This window comes from Streptomyces sp. NPDC051555 (assembly GCF_044454405.1).
In the GTDB taxonomy this organism is placed as follows: Bacteria; Actinomycetota; Actinomycetes; order Streptomycetales; family Streptomycetaceae; genus Streptomyces.
The window spans coordinates 36,939-56,340 of the sequence record NZ_JBITDP010000030.1; the positions used below are offsets into that span (position 1 = coordinate 36,939).

At 72.2% G+C, this 19,402-nt stretch carries 18 protein-coding genes; 4 read left to right on the forward strand and 14 right to left on the reverse strand.

What is annotated here, in order from left to right; genetic code table 11:
• Positions 1-113: 113 nt before the first annotated feature.
• The 4 genes from ACIBEA_RS38005 to ACIBEA_RS38020 form a co-directional block, all read right to left on the reverse strand.
• Positions 114-407, reverse strand: a complete 294-nt coding sequence (locus ACIBEA_RS38005) for a hypothetical protein (protein WP_399267847.1) — start codon at positions 405-407, stop codon at positions 114-116.
• Positions 408-573: 166 nt separating this feature from the next.
• A complete protein-coding gene (locus ACIBEA_RS38010) occupies positions 574-1,392 on the reverse strand; it encodes a polyprenol monophosphomannose synthase (RefSeq protein WP_399267849.1) in 819 nt (272 codons plus the stop codon).
• Between the two features lie 52 nt (positions 1,393-1,444).
• A complete protein-coding gene (locus ACIBEA_RS38015; protein WP_399267851.1) occupies positions 1,445-2,527 on the reverse strand; it encodes a sugar phosphate nucleotidyltransferase in 1,083 nt (360 codons plus the stop codon).
• Between the two features lie 359 nt (positions 2,528-2,886).
• On the reverse strand, positions 2,887-4,059 hold the full coding sequence (locus ACIBEA_RS38020) for an acyl-CoA dehydrogenase family protein (protein WP_399267853.1): 1,173 nt from the start codon (positions 4,057-4,059) through the stop codon (positions 2,887-2,889).
• A 216-nt stretch (positions 4,060-4,275) separates the two neighbouring features.
• On the opposite strand from ACIBEA_RS38020, the gene ACIBEA_RS38025 reads away from it, so the two are divergent.
• A complete protein-coding gene (locus ACIBEA_RS38025; protein ID WP_399267855.1) occupies positions 4,276-5,616 on the forward strand; it encodes a UDP-glucose dehydrogenase family protein in 1,341 nt (446 codons plus the stop codon).
• 28 nt (positions 5,617-5,644) lie between these two features.
• Here ACIBEA_RS38025 and ACIBEA_RS38030 read toward each other — a convergent pair whose 3' ends face one another.
• Positions 5,645-6,154, reverse strand: coding sequence for a CGNR zinc finger domain-containing protein (locus ACIBEA_RS38030; RefSeq protein WP_399267857.1), 510 nt, complete (start codon positions 6,152-6,154; stop codon positions 5,645-5,647).
• A 133-nt stretch (positions 6,155-6,287) separates the two neighbouring features.
• Between ACIBEA_RS38030 and ACIBEA_RS38035 the strand changes: the two genes are divergently transcribed.
• Positions 6,288-6,653, forward strand: coding sequence for a VOC family protein (locus tag ACIBEA_RS38035; RefSeq protein WP_399267859.1), 366 nt, complete (start codon positions 6,288-6,290; stop codon positions 6,651-6,653).
• 158 nt (positions 6,654-6,811) lie between these two features.
• Here the strand turns inward: ACIBEA_RS38035 and ACIBEA_RS38040 are convergent, their stop codons facing one another.
• The 4 genes from ACIBEA_RS38040 to ACIBEA_RS38055 form a co-directional block, all read right to left on the reverse strand.
• On the reverse strand, positions 6,812-7,954 hold the full coding sequence (locus tag ACIBEA_RS38040) for a membrane dipeptidase (RefSeq protein WP_399267861.1): 1,143 nt from the start codon (positions 7,952-7,954) through the stop codon (positions 6,812-6,814).
• 142 nt (positions 7,955-8,096) lie between these two features.
• Positions 8,097-9,275 (reverse strand): dipeptidase, encoded by a 1,179-nt coding sequence (locus ACIBEA_RS38045; protein ID WP_399267863.1) that lies wholly within the window; start codon positions 9,273-9,275, stop codon positions 8,097-8,099.
• Positions 9,272-9,853, reverse strand: coding sequence for a 5-(carboxyamino)imidazole ribonucleotide mutase (gene purE / locus ACIBEA_RS38050; protein ID WP_399267865.1), 582 nt, complete (start codon positions 9,851-9,853; stop codon positions 9,272-9,274). The genes ACIBEA_RS38045 and purE overlap by 4 nt, the downstream gene beginning before the upstream one ends.
• Positions 9,850-10,989 carry a 5-(carboxyamino)imidazole ribonucleotide synthase gene (locus tag ACIBEA_RS38055; protein ID WP_399267867.1) on the reverse strand — a complete coding sequence of 380 codons (1,140 nt, stop codon included), beginning with the start codon at positions 10,987-10,989 and terminating at the stop codon, positions 9,850-9,852. The genes purE and ACIBEA_RS38055 overlap by 4 nt, the downstream gene beginning before the upstream one ends.
• A 186-nt stretch (positions 10,990-11,175) precedes the next feature.
• Between ACIBEA_RS38055 and ACIBEA_RS38060 the strand changes: the two genes are divergently transcribed.
• Positions 11,176-11,736, forward strand: coding sequence for a GtrA family protein (locus ACIBEA_RS38060; protein WP_399267869.1), 561 nt, complete (start codon positions 11,176-11,178; stop codon positions 11,734-11,736).
• A gap of 47 nt (positions 11,737-11,783) precedes the next feature.
• Here the strand turns inward: ACIBEA_RS38060 and ACIBEA_RS38065 are convergent, their stop codons facing one another.
• Together ACIBEA_RS38065 and ACIBEA_RS38070 are read right to left on the reverse strand one after the other, a co-directional pair.
• A complete protein-coding gene (locus tag ACIBEA_RS38065; protein WP_399267872.1) occupies positions 11,784-13,049 on the reverse strand; it encodes an ATP-binding protein in 1,266 nt (421 codons plus the stop codon).
• A 37-nt stretch (positions 13,050-13,086) separates the two neighbouring features.
• Positions 13,087-13,764 carry a response regulator transcription factor gene (locus ACIBEA_RS38070; RefSeq protein WP_283450654.1) on the reverse strand — a complete coding sequence of 226 codons (678 nt, stop codon included), beginning with the start codon at positions 13,762-13,764 and terminating at the stop codon, positions 13,087-13,089.
• 491 nt (positions 13,765-14,255) lie between these two features.
• Between ACIBEA_RS38070 and ACIBEA_RS38075 the strand changes: the two genes are divergently transcribed.
• Positions 14,256-15,770 (forward strand): peptide MFS transporter, encoded by a 1,515-nt coding sequence (locus ACIBEA_RS38075; protein ID WP_399267873.1) that lies wholly within the window; start codon positions 14,256-14,258, stop codon positions 15,768-15,770.
• 88 nt (positions 15,771-15,858) lie between these two features.
• Here ACIBEA_RS38075 and ACIBEA_RS38080 read toward each other — a convergent pair whose 3' ends face one another.
• The 3 genes from ACIBEA_RS38080 to ACIBEA_RS38090 are packed head-to-tail and all read right to left on the reverse strand — an operon-like array spanning position 15,859 to position 19,387.
• Complete coding sequence (locus ACIBEA_RS38080) at positions 15,859-17,160, reverse strand: hypothetical protein (protein WP_399267934.1); 1,302 nt, start codon at positions 17,158-17,160, stop codon at positions 15,859-15,861.
• Between the two features lie 14 nt (positions 17,161-17,174).
• Positions 17,175-18,371: a neocarzinostatin apoprotein domain-containing protein gene (locus tag ACIBEA_RS38085; protein ID WP_399267875.1), complete on the reverse strand. Its 1,197-nt coding sequence runs from the start codon at positions 18,369-18,371 to the stop codon at positions 17,175-17,177.
• The gene (locus tag ACIBEA_RS38090; RefSeq protein ID WP_399267876.1) at positions 18,368-19,387 is read right to left on the reverse strand and encodes a hypothetical protein; all 1,020 of its coding nucleotides are present in this window, start codon (positions 19,385-19,387) and stop codon (positions 18,368-18,370) included. The genes ACIBEA_RS38085 and ACIBEA_RS38090 overlap by 4 nt, the downstream gene beginning before the upstream one ends.
• Positions 19,388-19,402: the final 15 nt, after the last annotated feature.

Sequence of the window (19,402 nt, forward strand, 5' to 3'; positions counted from 1 at the left end):
TTATTCTCCACCTCCCCTTTCTGGACCCCGGCCGTCAACTCGGGGTGCCCGGGGGCGGGGGGGGGGGGGGGGGGGGCCGGCCGCCGCCGCCCCCCCCCCCCGCCACCGGCCGTTCACTCGATGAAGAGGCTGCGTCCGTGCGCGACGGCGCCCTGGCCCGAGAGGATCGCCTGCACCACGTTCCCGTCGCACTGGGCGCCCGACCAGACCCAGGCCGTCGTGTCCGTGCGGTTGAACACCCGGGACTGGACGAAGTCGCCCAACCCGTAGCAGCCGGCGGGGTCACCGTGCCGGGCACCGTCGATGATCAGGACCCCGCGGGCCGCCTGCGCCGCGCCGGGCGCCGCCAGCGCCAGTACCGCGGCCGCCGCGCACGCCCCGAGAAGCTTTGCCGCACGTCGCACCATTCGCCTACCTCTTTCCTCTCCCCGACCAGCTGACATCACAGACCGTAGGGGGTCGAGCACGCTCCGTGGCACGGCGTGCGGGAGCGCGAGGGGGGCGTGCGGAGCACGGGAAGGGCCCGCCGGACGACGTCCGGCGGGCCCTTCCCTACGTGTGCGCGTGCTGGGATCAGCGGCGGGCGCGGGCGCGCAGCTTCCACGGCATGGCGATCGACTCCAGCTGGACCGCGAGGTTCATCTTGGACTCGCCGACGGTGCGGTCCTCGAAGTGGATCGGGACCTCCATGACCTGGAAGTCACGGCGCAGCGCCTTGAACTTCATCTCCACCTGGAAGCTGTAGCCCGCGCTGCCGACCGACGCGAGGTCGATGGCGCGCAGCGCCTCGGCGCTCCACATGTTGAAGCCGCCCGTGATGTCGCGGACGCGGGTGCCCAGGATGGTGCTGGCGTAGGCGTTGGCCCAGCGCGAGAGCAGCTTGCGGTGGGCGCCCCAGGCGTCGGAGAGGGTACCGCCGGGGACGTAGCGGCTACCGACGACGAGGCCCGCGCCGGTCGACATCGCCACGCCCAGCATCTCGGCGATCTTGGCGGAGGGGTGCGAACCGTCGGCGTCCATCTGCAGGACGTAGGCGGCGCCGTCCTCGACGGCCTTGGCCATGCCCGCGGCGTAGGCGCGGCCGAGGCCGTCCTTCGTGGTGCGGTGCAGGACCGACATGCGGGGGGTGCCGTCCTCGGCGAGGTGGCCCTCGGCGAGGTCCTCGGCGATCTGGCCGGTGCCGTCGGGCGACGAGTCGTCGACGACCAGGAGGCGCAGGCCGGGCAGCTCCAGTCCCATCAGCAGCTCGACCATGCCCGGCAGGTTGCCCGCCTCGTTGTACGTGGGCATGACCACGGTCAGCGGGGTGTGTGCCCACGCATCGGGAAGCGCGGGGGACGCGGTCGCGGCCGGGGCCGAGGTGTCGCGGGGGGTCTTCTGCTCGCCTATCACAGGGTTATGCCTCACTGAAGTCGGTCGGTACGCGCACGCATCCGGCCCGGGGTCACCGGTCCGACGAGAAGCGCACGGCGGCGGGAGGCAGCTCTGCCTCACACCACACCCGCACCCCGGCGCGAAGTTCGTTGTCGGCGCCCACCAGTGCTCCGTCCCCGATGACCGCGCCGTCCAGCACCGTGCGCGCGCCCACGGCGGCACCGGCACCGATCAGGGACGCGGTCACATGCGTGTCCGGACCGATGGTGGCGCCGTCCAGCACGATGGAGCCCAGTACGACGGCGCCCGCTTCGATCCGGGCACCGGCACCCACAACGGTACCTCCCGAAACCTTCGCCCCGTCCGCCACCTGTGCGCCGGGTAGAACCAGGACCTCACCGCGCGGGCCGGGAACGGCCGGGGAGTCGACGACCCCGCGGACCAGGTCGGCGGAGGCCTGGACGAAGGACTCGGGCTTGCCGAGGTCCAGCCAGTAGGTGTCCTCGGTCTTGCCGTGCAGCTTGGCGCCGGAGGCGAGCAGGCCGGGGAAGGTCTCGCGCTCGACGGAGACCGGTCGACCGACCGGAATGGAGTCGATCACCGAGCGGCGGAAGACGTAGCAGCCGGCGTTGATCTGGTCGGTGACGATCTCCTCGGGGGTCTGCGGCTTCTCCGTGAAGGCCAGCACCCGCCCCTCGGCGTCGGTGGGGACCAGGCCGAAGGCGCGCGGGTCCTCGACCCGCACCAGGTGCAGGGAGACGTCCGCGTCGGCGGCCCGGTGGGAATCGACCAGGCCGCGGATGTCCAGGCCGGTCAGGATGTCGCCGTTGAAGACCAGGACGGGCTCGTCGGCGCCGCCGGTCAGCAGTTCGGCGGCGTTGCGGATGGCGCCGCCGGTGCCGAGGGGCTCGTCCTCGACGACGTACTCCAGGTGGACGCCGAAGTCGGAGCCGTCACCGAAGTAGGGCTCGAAGACCTCCGCCAGGTAGCAGGTGGCCATCACGATGTGCGTCACACCGGCGTCGGCGGCCCTGGCTATCTGGTGGGCGAGGAACGGTACGCCCGCAGCCGGAACCATCGGCTTGGGGGTGTTCACCGTGACGGGGCGCAGTCGCGTCCCCTGCCCACCGACCAGCAGGATCGCTTCCGTCATTTCTTCTCCCCAACAGGTTCGGGCGCACGAAGGTTCAAATTTAGCCCACTCGGGGACGTACCGAGGCCGGAGGTGACGGGCCCCACCGGCCACGGCGGGCCCGGCCGGCCGGGCGCGGCACCCGGAACACCGGTGCCCACGCGGCGGGTCGGGGGCCCGGCACGCACGCCCGGGCCGGTCTCCCCCGCAGAAGGAGGGGGGCCCGGCCCGGGACGTTGTTGCGGATTTGGTACGCACGCCCGCCCCGTGCGCGCTCGACGAAGACGGAGCGGAAGTACTGACCCGCGGGACGACAACCTCTGGGCCCCCGGCGGAACGCCGGGGGCCCAGAGGTTCGGTGGCCTGGGGCCGGAGGGTGGCTACGGCAGGTTGCGCGCCATCACGATGCGCTGGACCTGGTTCGTGCCCTCGTAGATCTGCGTGATCTTCGCGTCGCGCATCATGCGCTCCAGCGGGTAGTCACGGGTGTAGCCGTAGCCGCCGAGGAGCTGGACGGCGTCCGTGGTGACCTCCATGGCCACGTCGGAGGCGAAGCACTTGGCCGCGGCGCCGAAGAAGGTGAGGTCCTCGTGGGCGCCCCCGCCGGAGACGCGCTCGGACTTGGCCGCCGCCGCGTAGGTCAGCTGACGGGCCGCCTCCAGCTTCATGGCCATGTCCGCGAGCATGAACTGCACGCCCTGGAAGTCGCCGATCGGCTTGCCGAACTGCTTGCGCTCCTGGACGTAGCCCTTGGCGTAGTCCAGGGCGCCCTGGGCGATGCCGATCGCCTGGGCCGCGATGGTGATGCGGGTGTGGTCCAGGGTCTTCATGGCGGTGGCGAAACCGGTGCCCTCGGCGCCGATCATGCGGTCGGCCGGGATGCGCACGTTGTCGAGGTAGACCTCGCGGGTCGGCGAGCCCTTGATGCCGAGCTTCTTCTCCGGGGCGCCGAAGGAGACGCCCTCGTCCGACTTCTCGACCACGAAGGCGGAGATGCCCTTGGAGCGCTTCTCGGGGTCGGTCACGGCCATCACCGTGTAGTACTCGGAGACGCCCGCGTTGGTGATCCAGCGCTTGACGCCGTTGAGCACCCAGAAGTCGCCGTCGCGCACGGCGCGGGTCTTCATGCCGGCCGCGTCCGAGCCCGCGTCCGGCTCGGAGAGCGCGTACGAGAACATCGCGTCGCCCTTGGCCAGCGGGCCCAGGTACTTCGCCTTCAGCTCCTCGGAGCCGGAGAGGATCACCGGGAGCGAGCCGAGCTTGTTGACGGCCGGGATCAGGGAGGAGGAGGCGCAGACGCGGGCCACTTCCTCGATCACGATCACGGTGGCCAGGGCGTCCGCGCCCGCGCCGCCGTAGCTCTCGGGCACGTGGACGGCGTGCAGGTCGCTGGCGACGAGCGCGTCCAGGGCCTCCTGCGGGAAACGGGACTCCTCGTCGACGGCCGCCGCGAACGGAAGGATCTTGGCCTCGGCGAGCGAGCGGACCGACTCGCGGAGCATGTCGTGCTCCTCGGCCGGGCGGTACAGGTCGAAGTCGGCAGAACCCGCCAAGACTCTCACTCCCCAAGGTGATGCGTGATGCTAACTACCGTTAAGTAACCCAGAGCTTAGTGTCCCGACCCGATCACGGATACGTGAGCCGCACGTGAGTTGCGTGACAGCGGGTGCGACCGCGGCCCACGACAAAGGGGACAGGGGGGAACGTCCCCCCACGCGCGCCCGACTATGCTCGGTGGCCGCGAACGGCACCACACCCTTGGAGCACGCATGGCCCCCAAGATCACTGTGATCGGTACCGGCTACCTCGGCGCCACCCACGCCGCAGCCATGGCCGAACTGGGCTTCGACGTGCTGGGGCTGGACATCGTCCCGGAGAAGATCGAGATGCTGGCCTCCGGCCGGGTCCCGATGTACGAACCGGGGCTGGAGGAACTGCTCGCCACGCACGTCGCCGGACTGCCGGGCGCGAGCGGACGGTTGCGCTTCACCACCTCCTGGGAGGAGGTCGGCGCCTTCGGCGACGTCCACTTCGTCTGCGTGAACACCCCGCAGAAGCACGGCGAGTACGCCTGCGACATGTCCTACGTCGACTCCGCGATCGAGTCCCTGGCCCCGCACCTGACCCGGCCCGCCCTGGTCGTCGGCAAGTCCACCGTCCCGGTGGGCTCGGCGGCGCGGCTGGCGGACCGGCTGGTCGAGCTCGCCCCGGCGGGCGCGGACGTCGAGCTGGCCTGGAACCCCGAGTTCCTGCGGGAGGGCTTCGCGGTCCAGGACACCCTGCACCCGGACCGGATCGTGATCGGCGTCCAGGGTGAGACGGCGGAGAAGCTGCTGCGCGAGGTGTACGCGACCCCGCTCGGCGAGGGCTCACCGCTCGTGATCACCGACTTCCCGACGGCGGAGCTGGTCAAGACCGCCGCGAACTCCTTCCTCGCCACGAAGATCTCCTTCATCAACGCGATGGCCGAGGTCTGCGAGGCCGCGGGCGGCGACGTGGTCAAGCTGGCCGAGGCGATCGGGCACGACGACCGGATCGGTGCGAAGTTCCTGCGCGCCGGGATCGGCTTCGGCGGCGGCTGCCTGCCGAAGGACATCCGGGCCTTCATGGCCCGCGCCGGCGAGCTGGGCGCCGACCAGGCGCTGACCTTCCTGCGCGAGGTCGATTCGATCAACATGCGCCGCCGCGGGCACATGGTCGAGCTGGCCCGCGACGCGGTCGGCGGGTCCTTCCTCGGCAAGCGCGTCGCCGTGCTCGGCGCCACCTTCAAGCCGGACTCGGACGACGTGCGGGACTCCCCCGCGCTGAACGTGGCCGGCCAGATCCACCTCCAGGGCGGCCAGGTCACCGTCTACGACCCCAAGGGCATGGACAACGCCCGCCGCGTCTTCCCGACGCTGGCGTACGCCGACTCCGCGGTGGCGGCGGTGACGGGCGCGGACGTCGTCCTGCACCTCACCGAATGGCGCGAGTTCCGCGAGCTGGACCCGGCGGCGCTGGCTCCGCTCGTCTCGGACCGCCTCGTCCTGGACGGCCGCAACGCGCTGGACTCCGCGCGGTGGCGCGCGGCGGGCTGGACCTACCGGGCGATGGGCCGCCCGCGCGCGTAAGGGCGTACGGGTCCCGGGCGGGCCCGCCTCAGGTGGTGCGGGCGGCGGCGCGGTAGGTGCGCATCTTGGCGCGCGCGCCGCAGACCGACATCACGCACCAGCGGCCCCGACCCGCCGGGCTGCGGTCGTAGTACGCCCACTGGCAGTCCGGCGCCGCACAGGCCTTCAGCCGCGGCCAGGTGCCGTCGGCCGCCGCCCCGGCGACGGCCGAGGCCACCCGGGCGAGCAGCGTCGGCTCCCCCGCCGGAGCCGCCGGGGCCAGGGTCGCCGCGCCGTCCGGACCGATCCGGACCGTGAGCGGGGCCGTGGCCAGCAGGGCGTTCAGATCCTCCAGCGCGCCGGGGGCCACCGGGTGCCCGGCGTGGGCCCGACAGGCGGCGCGCAGGCCCTCGCGCAGCTCGGTCGCCTCCGCCAGCGCCGGTCCGGACAGCCCGAACTCCCGCGCCAGCCGGTCCTCCCCGGTGTCCACGCTCAGCGTGTTGACGAGGGCCTCCACCCACGCGAGGTCCCCGGGTGCCGGTGTTCGTTCCCCGCTCATGTCCTCGACGTTACCCCTTGGCCCGGCAAGCCGGTAACGCCTACAGTGGGGGTTACCGGTAAACGCCTTCTACAGGTAACCGGCCATCGGTATCCGATCATCGGTAACCGGTCATCGCTACGGAGGAGAGACCATGGCCATCGCCACGCTCGGCACCGTCGTCGTCGACTGTCCCGACCCGCTCGCCCTCGCCACCTTCTACGCCGGCCTGCTCGGCGGCACGCCCAGCCCGGACGAGGACGGCTCCTGGGTCGACCTCACCGGCCACCCGGGCACCGCGCTCGCGTTCCAGCTGGCTCCCGGGCACCTGGCGCCGAAGTGGCCCTCGGACGGGGGTGCGCAGCAGTTCCACCTCGACCTGACCGTCGACGACCTGGACGCGGCGCAGGCCCGGATCCTGGACCTGGGGGCGACGCCCCTGGACCTGGGCGGGCCCGACCGCACCTACCGCGTGTACGCCGACCCGGCCGGGCACCCGGTCTGCCTCTGCGCCTGCTGATCCCGACCTGCTGACCGCGTTTCAGCCCCGCCGGCGTTCGAGGCGACGGTTCGGGCGGAGCTCCTGGGCGCGGGTCGTGTGCCCTCCGGGCGGGTGCCCTCGATCGCCGGGCGGGCTTGGTGGGGCCCCGGCGGGCTCGATGGGGCTCGGAGCGCCCCTCAGCTGCCGGCCCCGCGCCGGTGCTGGGCCGCGCGGGCGGTGAATTCCGCGTCGCGCAGCACGCGCTGGGCGTTGTCCCAGGTCAGCAGGGTCAGGTCGGCTTCCGACCAGCCCCGGTCGAGGAGTTCGGCGATCAGTCGGGGATAGCCGGACGCGTCGGTCAGACCGGCCGGGCGGGGGGTGGTCGGTTCGCTGCCGAAGGCGGCGCCGAGGCCGACGCAGTGCGGGCCCGCCACCGCCCGCACGTGGTCGAGGTGGTCCGCCACCACGTGCAGCGAGTCGCCGGTCTGGGCGGAGGCGAAGGTGACCATGCACAGGCCGCCCGCGGCCCGCAGGGCGAGCAGCACCTCGTCGGAGACGTTCCCGGGGTGCGGGGTGAGCGCGGCGGAGGCCGTGTGGGAGATCAGTACGGGGGCCTTCGAAGCGCCCGCGATCTGCACGGCCACGGCGTCGTCGCAGCCGGTCAGGTCGATCAGCACCGCGAGCCGGTTCAGCTCCCGCACCACCTCGTGCCCGAAGGCCGTCAGCCCCTGGTCCGCCCACGCGGCGCCGGCCGGCGCCATGCTGCGCACGCCCAGGGCGTGCAGGGCCCGCAGGGTGCCGAGCGAGTCGGTGAGCGTGCGGCCGGGCGCCGGGCCCAGGAAGGAGGCGATCCGCCCGCGGTTGCGCGCGTCGGCCATGTCGTCCGCGCACAGGGCGAGGCTCAGGCTGTCGGGGTAGCGCCGCATCATCGCCTGCGCGACGTCGATCTGTTCGAGGGTCTCCGCCACCACCCGGTCCTGCCCGGGGGTGAGCAGCGACCAGAACTGGGCGCCGACCGCGCCGGCCCGCAGCCGGGGGATGTCGGTGTCCACGCCACCCTCGGGGGTGCCGATGTTGTCGTGGTACGGGCTCTGGCGCAGCGTCCACAACAAGGTGTTGCACCCGTCCGCGACGGGGTGGACGGCCAGCAGCGCGGCGGCCCGGTCGAGGGCCCCGGGCAGGCCCGGGGCGGGTGCGGGGGCGGGCGCGGGGGCAGCTCCGACGGAGCCTGGGGAGGCGGGGGCGGAGCCCCCGTGCGCGGGGTCGTCCTGCAGGTCGGCCATGGCGTTCGCTCCGGTCTCGGCGGCAGCGGGGAGGGAGAAGTGTTGCCACCGTGACATGGGGGACGCCCGGGTTCGCGGCGGATGTGGCGTTCGGGTGGCGCGGGGCCCGTGGACCCCGCGCCGACCTGCACGTCCGCCGCCCGCGGCCGGTGCCGCGACCCGGGAGGGAGCCCGCCTGGGGCGGGTTTCGAAATGCGCCCTAGAGCACCGCGTTCGACGGGCCGCGGCTCGCCGACAGTGCGGCCGCGACCGTCTCCGCGTCCCGCAGCGCCCGTACCGCGTTCGACCAGGTGAGCTTCGCCAGGTCGGCCCGCGACCAGCCGCGGGTCAGCAGCTCCGCGATCAGGTTCGGGTAACCGGAGACGTCGTCCAGCCCGGCCGGGGTGAAGGCCGTGCCGTCGAAGTCGCCGCCGATGCCGATGTGGTCCACGCCCGCGACCTCGCGCATGTGGTCCAGGTGATCGGCGACCGTGGCCGCCGTGGCGACCGGGCGCGGGTTCGCCGCCTCGAAGGCCCGGTGCAGGGCCATCGCCTCGGGCCCGGTGTCCAGGTGGTGCAGCCCGTGCGCCCGCAGGTTCTCGTCGGCGGAGGCGGTCCAGGCCACCGCCGCGGGGAGGATGAACTTGGGCACGAAGGTGGCCATGGCCACGCCCCCGTTGGCCGGGAGCAGCGCGAGCACGTCGTCCGGGACGTTGCGCGGGTGGTCGCAGATCGCCAGCGCGGACGAGTGCGAGAAGATCACCGGCGCCACCGAGACGGCGAGCGCGTCGCGCATGGTGGTGGCCGCCACGTGCGAGAGGTCCACCAGCATGCCGATGCGGTTCATCTCGCGCACGACCTCGCGGCCGAAGTCCGTGAGCCCGCCGTGGCGCGGCTCGTCGGTCGCCGAGTCCGCCCAGTCGATGGTGTCGTTGTGCGTGAGCGTCATGTAGCGGACGCCGAGCAGGTGCAGGGAGCGCAGGGTGGCCAGCGAGTTGTTGATGGAGTGGCCGCCCTCGGCGCCCATCAGCGAGGCGATCCTGCCGTCCGCCCGCGCCGCCTCCATGTCGTCCGCCGTGAGCGCCCGGACCAGGTCGTGCGGGTAGCGCTCGATCAACTGGCCGACCGCGTCCATCTGTTCCAGGGTGGCGCTGACCGCCTCGTCGCCCGCGAAGTCGGAACGGACGTAGACGGACCAGAACTGCGCCCCGACCCCGCCGGCGCGCAGCCGGGGGATGTCGGTGTGCAGGTGCGCGGACTGGTCGGCGGCGATGTCCCGCTGGTCCAGGTCGTAGCGCACCTGGTGGCGCAGCGCCCAGGGCAGGTCGTTGTGGCCGTCGACCACCGGGTGCTCGGCGAGCAGTTCCAGCGCCTCGTCCAGGCGCTGCGCCGCGCTCACTTGCCGAACCCGAAGGAGTCCGCGCCGGCGACCTTGGCCCGCAGCCGCTTGCCCTTCTCGGTGGCCTGGTCGTTCAGCTCCTGCTGGAACTCGCGCATCCGGCCCATCAGCTCCGGGTCCTGGGTGGCGAGGATCCGTACGGCCAGCAGCCCGGCGTTGCGCGCGCCGCCGACGGAGACGGTGGCGACGGGAACCCCGGCGGGCATCTGGACGATCGAGAGCAGCGAGTCCATGCCGTCGAGGTACTTGAGCGGCACCGGCACGCCGATCACGGGCAGCGGGGTCACCGACGCCAGCATCCCGGGCAGGTGCGCGGCGCCGCCGGCGCCCGCGATGACCGCCTTCAGCCCGCGCGCGGCGGCCTGCTCCCCGTACGCGATCATCTCGCGCGGCATCCGGTGCGCGGAGACGACGTCCACCTCGTAGCGGACCTCGAACTCGTCGAGCGCCTGGGCGGCGGCCTCCATCACGGGCCAGTCGGAGTCCGAGCCCATGACGATGCCGATGACCGGCCCCGTCGAGGACGCGGCGGACGCCGAGGACGCCGAAGGTGCGGAGGAGGTACCAGGAGTGCTCATTCGGTGATCGTCCCTCTGAGGTAGCCGGCTGCGTGACGTGCGCGCTCCAGCACATCGTCCAGGTCGTCGCCGTAGGTGTTGACGTGGCCGACCTTGCGGCCCGGTTTCACGTCCTTGCCGTACATGTGGATCTTCAGCTGGGGGTCGTGCGCCATGCAGTGCAGGTACGCCGCGTACATGTCGGGGTAGTCCCCGCCCAGCACGTTCGCCATGACCGTCCAGCGGGCGCGGGGGCGCGGGTCGCCCAGCGGGAGGTCCAGGACCGCGCGCACGTGGTTGGCGAACTGCGAGGTCATCGCGCCGTCCTGGGTCCAGTGCCCGGAGTTGTGCGGGCGCATGGCCAGTTCGTTGACCAGGATCCGGCCGTCGCGGGTCTCGAACAGCTCGACGGCCAGGTGGCCGGTCACGTCGAGCTCCTTGGCGATCCGCAGGGCGAGGGCCTGGGCCTCGCCCGCGAGGGCCTCGGAGAGGTTCGGGGCGGGGGCGATCACCGTGTCGCAGACCCCGTCCACCTGGACGGACTCGACGACCGGGTACGCCACGGCCTGGCCGTGCGGGGAGCGGACGATGTTGGCCGCCAGCTCCCGTACGTAATCGACCTTCTCCTCGGCCAGGACCGGGACGCCCGCCTTGAAGGGCGCCTCGGCGTCCTCCTCCGTGCGCACGAACCACACGCCCTTGCCGTCGTACCCGCCGCGCACGGTCTTGAGGATGACGGGGAAACCGCCGACCTCGGCCGCGAAGGCCACCGCGTCCGCCGGATCGCTCACGATCCGGTGGCGGGGGCTGGGCGCGCCGATCTCGTCGAGCTTGGCGCGCATCACCCCCTTGTCCTGGGCGTGCACGAGCGCGTCGGGCCCCGGGCGGACGGGGATGCCGTCCGCTTCCAGGGCCCGCAGGTGCTCGGTGGGGACGTGCTCGTGATCGAAGGTGATCACGTCGCAGCCGCGCGCGAAGGCGCGCAGCGTCTCCAGGTCGCGATAGTCGCCGATGACGACATCGCTGACGACCTGGGCCGCCGAGTCCTGTGGGCTGTCACTGAGGATCTTGAATCTGATGCCGAGGGGGATACCCGCCTCGTGGGTCATGCGGGCGAGCTGTCCGCCGCCGACCATGCCGACTACCGGGAACGTCACTCCTCCAGGGTATCGGCCGGATTCCGCCATTCGGACGCCGGCCGGGCCGGTTCACGTCCGGCGGGGAGGTCTACGCGCGTCCCGCCCGCTGCTCCGCGCGGGTGTCGGAAGGCACACACGTTTGGTTGGGCCGAGACTTAACATGGACAGGTTGGAACCATCGACCGGCAGGGACTGAACCATCACATGAGCACCCCGAAACACGTCACCTTGACCGAACGCTTCCGCGGCATCGGCCGGGAGGTCATCAAGTTCGGCGCGGTCGGCGGTATGGGCGTGCTCGTCAATTTCGGCGTCTTCAACCTGCTCCGGCACACCACCGACCTGGCCGTCGTGCGCGCGAGCGTCATAGCCATCGTCGTGGCGATCATCAGCAATTACATCGGGTTCCGGTACTTCACCTACCGCGACCGCGACCGCGGCAACCGGCGCCGCGAGATGACGCTCTTCGTCGCCTTCAGCCTTATCGGCATGGTCATCGAGAGCGGCGTGCTCTACGCGGCGACCTACGGCTTCGGCTGGGACAGCAACCTGCAGAGCAACATATTCAAGTTCCTCGGCATGGGCATCGCGACCGTGTTCCGCTTCTGGTCCTACCGGACCTGGGTCTTCCGCGCCCTGCCCGAGTCCACCCCCGCCGCCGCGACCACCGTGGTCGCCGCGCAGCGCGAGGGGGACGCCGCCCCGGACGCCCCGGCCACCGGCGCCGTCTCCCCCGAGCCCGCCCCGGAGCCGGCCGCCCGCTAGGACGCCTGGTGCGCCCGGTACGCCTGGTACGCCTGGTACGCCGGTGTCTAGCGGACCGGCTGTTCGTGGTCCACCCGCTCCGGCGCCGTCCGGCTCAGGAAGAGGGCGAAGACCGGCGGCTGCGCCTGGAGCAGTTCGAGTCGGCCGCCGTCCGCCTCGGCCAGGTCCCGGGCCACCGCGAGGCCGATGCCCGTGGAGTTCCGCCCGCTGATCGCCCGCTCGAAGATCCGGTTGCCGAGGTCCGAAGGCACTCCCGGACCGTCGTCCGTCACCTCGATGACCGACTGGTTCCCGGTCACCCGGGTGCGCAGGGCGACCGTTCCGCCACCGTGCATGAGCGCGTTCTCGACCAGCGTCGCCAGCACCTGGGACACCGCTCCCGGCGTGCCCACGGCCCGCATCCCCTGCTTCCCCGAGCGCACGATGGCCCGCCCGGCGCTGCGGTAGGCCGGCCGCCACTCCTCCACCTGTTGTTTGACGATCTCGTCCAGGTCGAAGGGGACCGCCGAGCCCGTGCGCGGGTCGCGGGAGTTCGTCAGCAGCCGTTCCACCACGTCCGTGAGCCGCTCCACCTGGGTGAGGGCGATGCTCGCCTCCTCCCGTACGGTCTCCAGGTCGTCCGTGACGGTGATCTCCTCCAGCCGCATCGACAGCGCGGTCAGTGGGGTGCGCAGCTGGTGCGAGGCATCGGCGGCCAGGCGCCGCTCCGCGGTCAGCATCCGCCCGATCCGCTCCGCACTGGCGTCCAGGACGTCCGCGACCCGGTCCAGCTCGGGCACCCCGTACCGCTTGTGGCGCGGCCGCGGGTCGCCCGAGCCGAGGCGCTCGGCGGTCTCGGCGAGGTCGGTGAGCGGGGAGGCCAGCCGGTTGGCCTGGCGCACCGCGAGCAGGACGGCCGCCACGACGGCCAGCAGGGCTACGGCGCCGACCACCGCGAGGGTGCGGCCGACCTCCTTGGTGACCGTGGAGCGGGACTCCTCGACCAGTACGCTCTCGCCCTGCTCGCCCTTGGCCGTGCCGCGCAGGGCGCTGCCGTCGATGGGGACGCCGATCTCGACCGGGGGCTGCCCGGGGACCTGGATGCGGGCGTAGCGCCCGGGATCGAGGTGCTCGCCGAGCGAGCGGGCGTCGATCGGCTTCTTCTCCAGCACGTTCGACTCGACGATGCCGACGAGGCGCAGGGCCTCTGATTCGACACTGTCCTGGGCGCTGTTCGTGATCGTCCGGGTCTCCACGATCACGAGGGAGATCCCGAACACGGCGATCACGACGAGCACCACGGCGAGCGTGGAGTTGATCAGGCGGCGGCGCATGCCTTAGAGGATGCCCTAACGGGTGCCCCCGGGGCGGTCAGCTCTTCTCGAAGCGGAAGCCCACGCCCCGGACGGTCGCGATGTAGCGCGGGTTCGCGGCGTCGTCGCCCAGCTTCTTGCGCAGCCAGGAGATGTGCATGTCGAGGGTCTTGGTCGAGGACCACCAGGTGGTGTCCCAGACCTCGCGCATGAGCTGGTCGCGGGTGACGACCCGGCCCGCGTCGCGCACCAGGACCCGCAGCAGGTCGAATTCCTTGGCGGTGAGCTGGAGCTCCTCCTCCCCCATCCAGGCGCGGTGCGACTCGACGTCGATCCGCACCCCGTGGGTGGCGGGCGGCTGGGCGGGCTCGGCAGCGCCGCGCCGGAGCAGGGCCCGGACCCGGGCCAGCAGCTCGGCGAGCCGGAAGGGCTTGGTCACGTAGTCGTCGGCCCCGGCGTCCAGTCCGACCACGGTGTCGACCTCGTCGGCCCGGGCGGTCAGGACCAGGATCGGGAAGCCGTGGCCCTCGGCACGCAGCCGGCGGGCGACCTCCAGGCCGTCCATCCCGGGCAGGCCCAGGTCCAGGACGACAAGATCGACGCCGCCCTGCAGTCCCGCGTCCAGAGCGGTCGGGCCGTCCTCACGGACCTCGACCTCGTACCCCTCCCGGCGCAGGGCGCGGGCCAGGGGTTCCGAGATGGATGCGTCGTCCTCGGCGAGCAGTACACGCGTCATGTGGGTGATGGTAGTCCGCGGCGGGCGGCCGCAGGGCTGCACCCGGGCACCCCTGTCGATCTAGTCTTGTAGGCGGCTCACGACCTTCGATTGTGATCAAACGGTTCCCCGGAATCCTGTGATCCATATCTCAAGTCCTTTCATATGCCGCAGTGTCGTGTCGTATGGTGTCGAGACGCCTGATGCACTACCCCGGGGACCTTTGCGCCGAAAAGCGAGCCAAAGGTCTCTACTTCTGTCCTGACCGGCGAGCCAGTCTCTTGGGACTGCCCTTAGCCGGGCTTGATGACAGTGAATGACCTGTGGGCCGGGCCCTGCGCGCGAAGATGCGCGACAGGGCGTGGATCCCGGTGACGGATGTCCCTTCGCAGCCGAGACGGCCGCGAGACCCCTGGGCGTGGGGCGGGGCGCTCGATGCCGGTGCCGGCCACCCCCCACCGGGCGCCGTTCCGCTCACGAAGCGAGGCGTCCCGATCAAGCAAGGATCGACCATGGCTTCCAGCCTGACGGAGGGTTCGGCGGACTCGTCCACCGAAAAGACCTTCTTCGGCCACCCCCGTGGCCTGGCCACTCTGTTCATGACCGAGATGTGGGAGCGCTTCTCCTACTACGGCATGCGCGCACTGCTCGTGTACTACTTGGTCTCGGGCGGCGCCGACGCCGCCACGGGCAGCCAGGGCGGCGGCCTGGCCATGACGGCGGCCACGACCACGGCCATCTACTCGGTCTACGTCTCCATGGTCTACCTCATGGCGATGCCGGGCGGCTGGTTCGGTGACCGTGTCTGGGGCGCCCGCAAGACGGTCGCCATCGCCGGCTTCGTGATCATCGCCGGTCACGTGTCACTGGCCGTTCCCGGCCAGGCGATGTTCTTCGTCGGTCTGATCCTGGTCGCGGCCGGTTCGGGTCTGCTGAAGGCCAACATCTCCACGATGGTCGGTCACCTCTACGACGGTCCCGAGGACCCGCGTCGTGACGGTGGCTTCACCCTCTTCTACATCGGCATCAACCTCGGTGCCTTCGTCGCCCCGTTCGTCGTCGGAACGGTCGGCAAGGAACACAACTGGCACCTGGGCTTCGCCCTCGCCGCCGTCGGCATGGCCCTGGGTCTCGCCCAGTTCCTGCTGGGCACCAAGCACCTGAGCCCGAAGAGCAGCCAGGTCCCGAACCCGCTGTCCGCCGAGGAGCGCAAGGCCGTCCTCACGAAGGTCGCGTTCGTGGTCCTGGGCATCGCCGTCTTCTACGGCGCCGTGATCGCCCTGGGTGCGTACACGCTGAACTGGGCGCTGGTCCCGCTGACGCTGGCCGGCCTGTTCATCCCGATCGCCGTCCTGACGCGCATCAAGCGCGACAAGGACCTCTCGGGCACCGAGCAGTCGAAGATGACGGCGTACATCTGGTTCTTCGTCGCCGCCGCCGTCTTCTGGATGATCTACGACCAGGGCGGCTCCACGCTCTCCCTGTTCGCCGACGGCAAGACCGCCGACACCGTCTTCGGCTTCGGCTTCTCGGCCACCTGGTACCAGTCGCTGAACCCGCTGTTCGTCATGGCGCTGGCGCCGGTCTTCGCCTGGCTGTGGCTGTGGCTGGCCCGCAAGAATCAGGAGCCGAACACCATCGTGAAGTTCGCGATGGGTCTGGTCCTGGTCGGCGCCTCGTTCTTCGTCTTCATCGTCCCGATGAACATGGCGTCGGACGGCAAGGTCTCCCCGATGTGGCTGGTCTCGATCTACATGATCCAGACCATCGGCGAGCTGTGCCTCTCCCCGGTCGGCCTCTCGGTCACCACGAAGATGGCGCCGCAGAAGTACGCCTCCCAGATGATGGGCGTCTGGTTCCTCGCGGTCACCGCCGGTGACTGCACGACCAGCCTCCTCTCCATCGGTGGGGTGGACCTGAACGGCACCTGGGTCATCGGCCTGGAGGCGGCGGCCGCCGTCCTCGCCGGCTTCGCGATCTACTCGTACCGCAAGAAGGTCCAGGCGCTCATGGGCACCGTGCACTGACGCACGACCCGCACGCGCGCTGAGCACGTACGCGACGGCCCGGCACACCGCACGGTGTGCCGGGCCGTCGCGCGTGCGCGTGCGGTGCCTACCTCGTGCCGCGCAGCCGGCGCCACGGGGTGAAGGTGAAGACCGCGCCGCCGAGCAGCACCACGGTCCCGGCGACCAGCGCCAGGGCCTTGATGCCGCCGTCGTCGGAGGCACCGGTCTCGGCCAGGCCGCCCGCTGCCGCCGCGGCGGACCCGCTCGTGCCCGACGTGCCGGAGCCGCCCGGCTGGGCCGCCGTGTCGAGCTCCAGGGAGACCCCGCTGGTGGTGGCCTTGCAGGGCACGTTGATCGGCGGGGCACCCGCCGACATCGTGACGTCGATGGTCAGCTGGTCGGGGGTGAGCGTCACCTTGCCCGTCTTGCCGGGCGTGTAGGTGCCGCTCATGTCGCTCAGGCTGACCGGCGCCTTGTCCGGGATGGGCTCCGCGTTGGCCGGGCCCGTGACCTTGACCGTGCCGCTGTCGGCGCCGCCGAGCTTGATGTTCATCGAGGGCTTGAGGGCGCCCGCCGGCAGGGCCATCGGGCTGGCCATGGCTCCCTTGGCGGTCTTGACGGTCAGGGCGTAGGCGCCGCCGTTCTTCTTGGCGCTGATCGTGACCGGGGTCTTGATGCCCCCGGGGACGACCGCCCCGCAGTCGTAGGTGACGTCCACGGCCTTGCCCGGGAAGTCGGTCTGCCCGCCGCTGCCGCCGGTGGTGGCCCCACCGGTGGTCGTGGCCCCGCCGGTGGTGGTCGCCCCGCCCGTGGTGGTCGCCCCACCGGTCGTCGCGCCGCCGGTCGTCGCGCCGCCGGTGGTGGCGCCGCCCGTCGTGGATCCGCCCTCGACCTTGATGGTCGCCCCGGCCTTCACCGTCTCCTTCGGCGAGCACTTGGTCTCGGTGGTCATGATCTGGTTGACGTTGATCGTGTACTTGTCGGGCGTGAGCGTGATGTCGCCCGCCTTCTCGATCTTGAGCTTGCCCTTCATCTCCGACAGCACCATCGGGCTGTTCTTGGGGATCGGCGGGTTCTGGCGCGGGCCCTGGACCGCCACGGTGCCGCTCTGGGCCCCGCCGACGGTGACGTTGCCGCTGGGCTGGACGACGTCCTTGTTCAGGTCCAGCACGTCCGGGTTCTTCGACGCCGCCTTGACCGTCTTCCAGCTGATGTCGACGGTGTCACCGACCTTCGCGGTCGCCGGCGCGGTGATCGCCACCGTCGTCTCGCCCTGGATCGGGGGGAGATTGCTGATGGCGGGCGGGATGCACTCGGTCTTGAAGGTGATCTCGGCGGCCTGGGCGGGGGTCGCCGCCAGCAGGATCCCCGCCCCGCCGAGCATCAGCGCGACCCCGGCCGCGCTCATCCTCCGTTGGGTCTTCACGACTGTCCCTTCGTTGTCGGATGGTCTTCTGACGGTGCGGATGTCTGTACGGGTGGTGCTCCCGGAGCGTCGGCGCCGTCCGGGGTGAACCACGGCAGTACGGCCGTGGCGGTCTGGGGGGACGGCGCCGGCGCGCGCCGCGGGGGGCCGCCCGGGCGGCGTACGGCGCCGGGGACGCGCGGCAACCGCGCGGTGACGGCGTTCGCCGGATCGCGCGGGGCGTCGGCGGGCGGGCTGCCGCGGTGGCGGCCGGAGCCGGGGCCGCGCGGGCGGACCCTGTCGACGACGGCCATGCCGACCCGGAAGAGCGCGGCGGGGATCACCAGGCACAGCAGCCCCCAGAAGAGGAGGACGCCGTAGGGCCGGTCCACCCCCCAGGGCTGGGTGGCCAGCACCTTCTCGCCGTACTTGAGCGAGAGCGTGTAGTCGCCGTACGCGCCCGCGCCCAGCTCGACGTCGATCGCGACCCGGGCCTTTTGACCGGGCGGGATCGTGCCCTTCCACCGGTGTTCCTCCCAGGTCGGCGCGAACACCCCGTGGGCGGTGCCGATCTGGAAGACGGGGTCGGTGACCGGGGCCGAGCCGAGGTTGCCGACCGTGACCACGAACCGACGGCCCGGCGGGGCACCGAACCAGGTCAACACCCCGTCGTCGCCCTCCAGTTGGACACCTGTCAAGAGGGCGAGGCGGGCCGTGCCGGACTCCGCCGGCAGCTCGGCCACCGGATGGTCCGTGATCTTCACCGGGACGGCGACGGTGGACTGGTCCCCGTTGACGGAGGCCACGTCGACCACGCAGGGACAGGGCTTGGGCGGCCCCACCACCGGCAGTTGGGCGGCGAAGTGCCCGGCCTCGTCGACGGCGACGGCGGCGCCGTCCGCATTGGCGCAGCTGTTGGTGCCGCCGATCATGTTCTGCCCGCAGACCAGCAGCATCAGCATGGTCTTCGGTCGCCAGCCGGTGCCGGTGACGGTGACCTCGGTGCCCTTGGCGACCTCCTGGAGGGAGAGCGTCGCGGCGGGTTTGCCGTCGGCGGCCGGCGCGGCCCCGGCGGAGGCCGCCGCCAGCGCGAGAAGGGCGCCCGCCAGCGCGACCACCAGTGCCGTCGCCGCCTTACGGCCCGGTCCGCGCCGGCGGGCGGCCGGGCGGGCGCGGCCGGCCGCCGGGGGCGGGGCAACGTAGCGCGTGCTCACCTGGGAGCTCCCGTCAACTCGTGTTCCGTCACGTGGGGTTCGGCGTGCGCGCCGGGCCCGTCCGAGGGCCCGTCCGCGTCGGCGGGCGGCGCCGCACGGGACGCCCGTCGGGTGCGTACGAGCAGGTGCGCGACCAGGGCCGCGGCCCCGGGGACGAGCAGCCCGGCGCCGATCCAGCCGACGAGGCCCCAGGGCACGAACCATGCGGAGGCGGTGGTCGTGGCCCGCGCGCCGCCCGGGGCGGTGACCGTGAGGGTGAGCCGGACGTCGTCGAGGACCGGGGCGCCGGGCCAGGGTTCGCTCAGCTCGACCCGCTGGCCGGGCAGCAGTTCCACGGGCAGGGTGCGCAGGGTGCGGCCCGGCACCTCGCCGAACAGGCCCTCGGCGCGCACCGACAGCTCGGGCGCGAGGGCCACGTTCCCGCGGTTGACCAGGGTGTAGTGGATGACGGCGGCCGCGCCCTTGCCGCTGACCGAGGCGTGCTCGACGGTGAGGGCGGCCAGGACCGGACCGCTGACGCGCAGGTGGACCCGTACGGCCGCCTCGTGACCGGCTTCGGTCGCGACGACGGCGACGGGGTGGTCGCCCGGCGCCGCGGCGGGGGGCACGGTGACGGTGAAGGGGACCACGGCGCGGGTGCGCGGCGGGATCGTGACGGTGCGGGCCGCGCCGAAGCCGATCCAGGACCCGGCCCCGGTGGACCGCGCGGCCGGGCGCACCGCGAGGGCCCCCGCCCCGGTGTTGTAGGCGTCCGCTCCGCGCAGGGTCACGACGTGTTCCCGGTCCGTGGGGTTGGACAGGGCGAGGCGGTCCTCCAGCACCGTGCCGGGGGTTCCCTCCAGGTAGAAGTACGGGCGGGCGCCGCCGGGGCGGGCCGTCGACCCGGCGGCCGGTTCGGCGCTCCAGCCGGGGTCGGCCGCCCGCGCCGGGGTGGCGAAGGACAGGACGACCGCGCAGAGCAGCCCGAACAGCCCGGACAGCGCGAGGCGGGTGTGGTGGCGGCGGAGCTCGGGCATGGCCGGGTCCGCTCC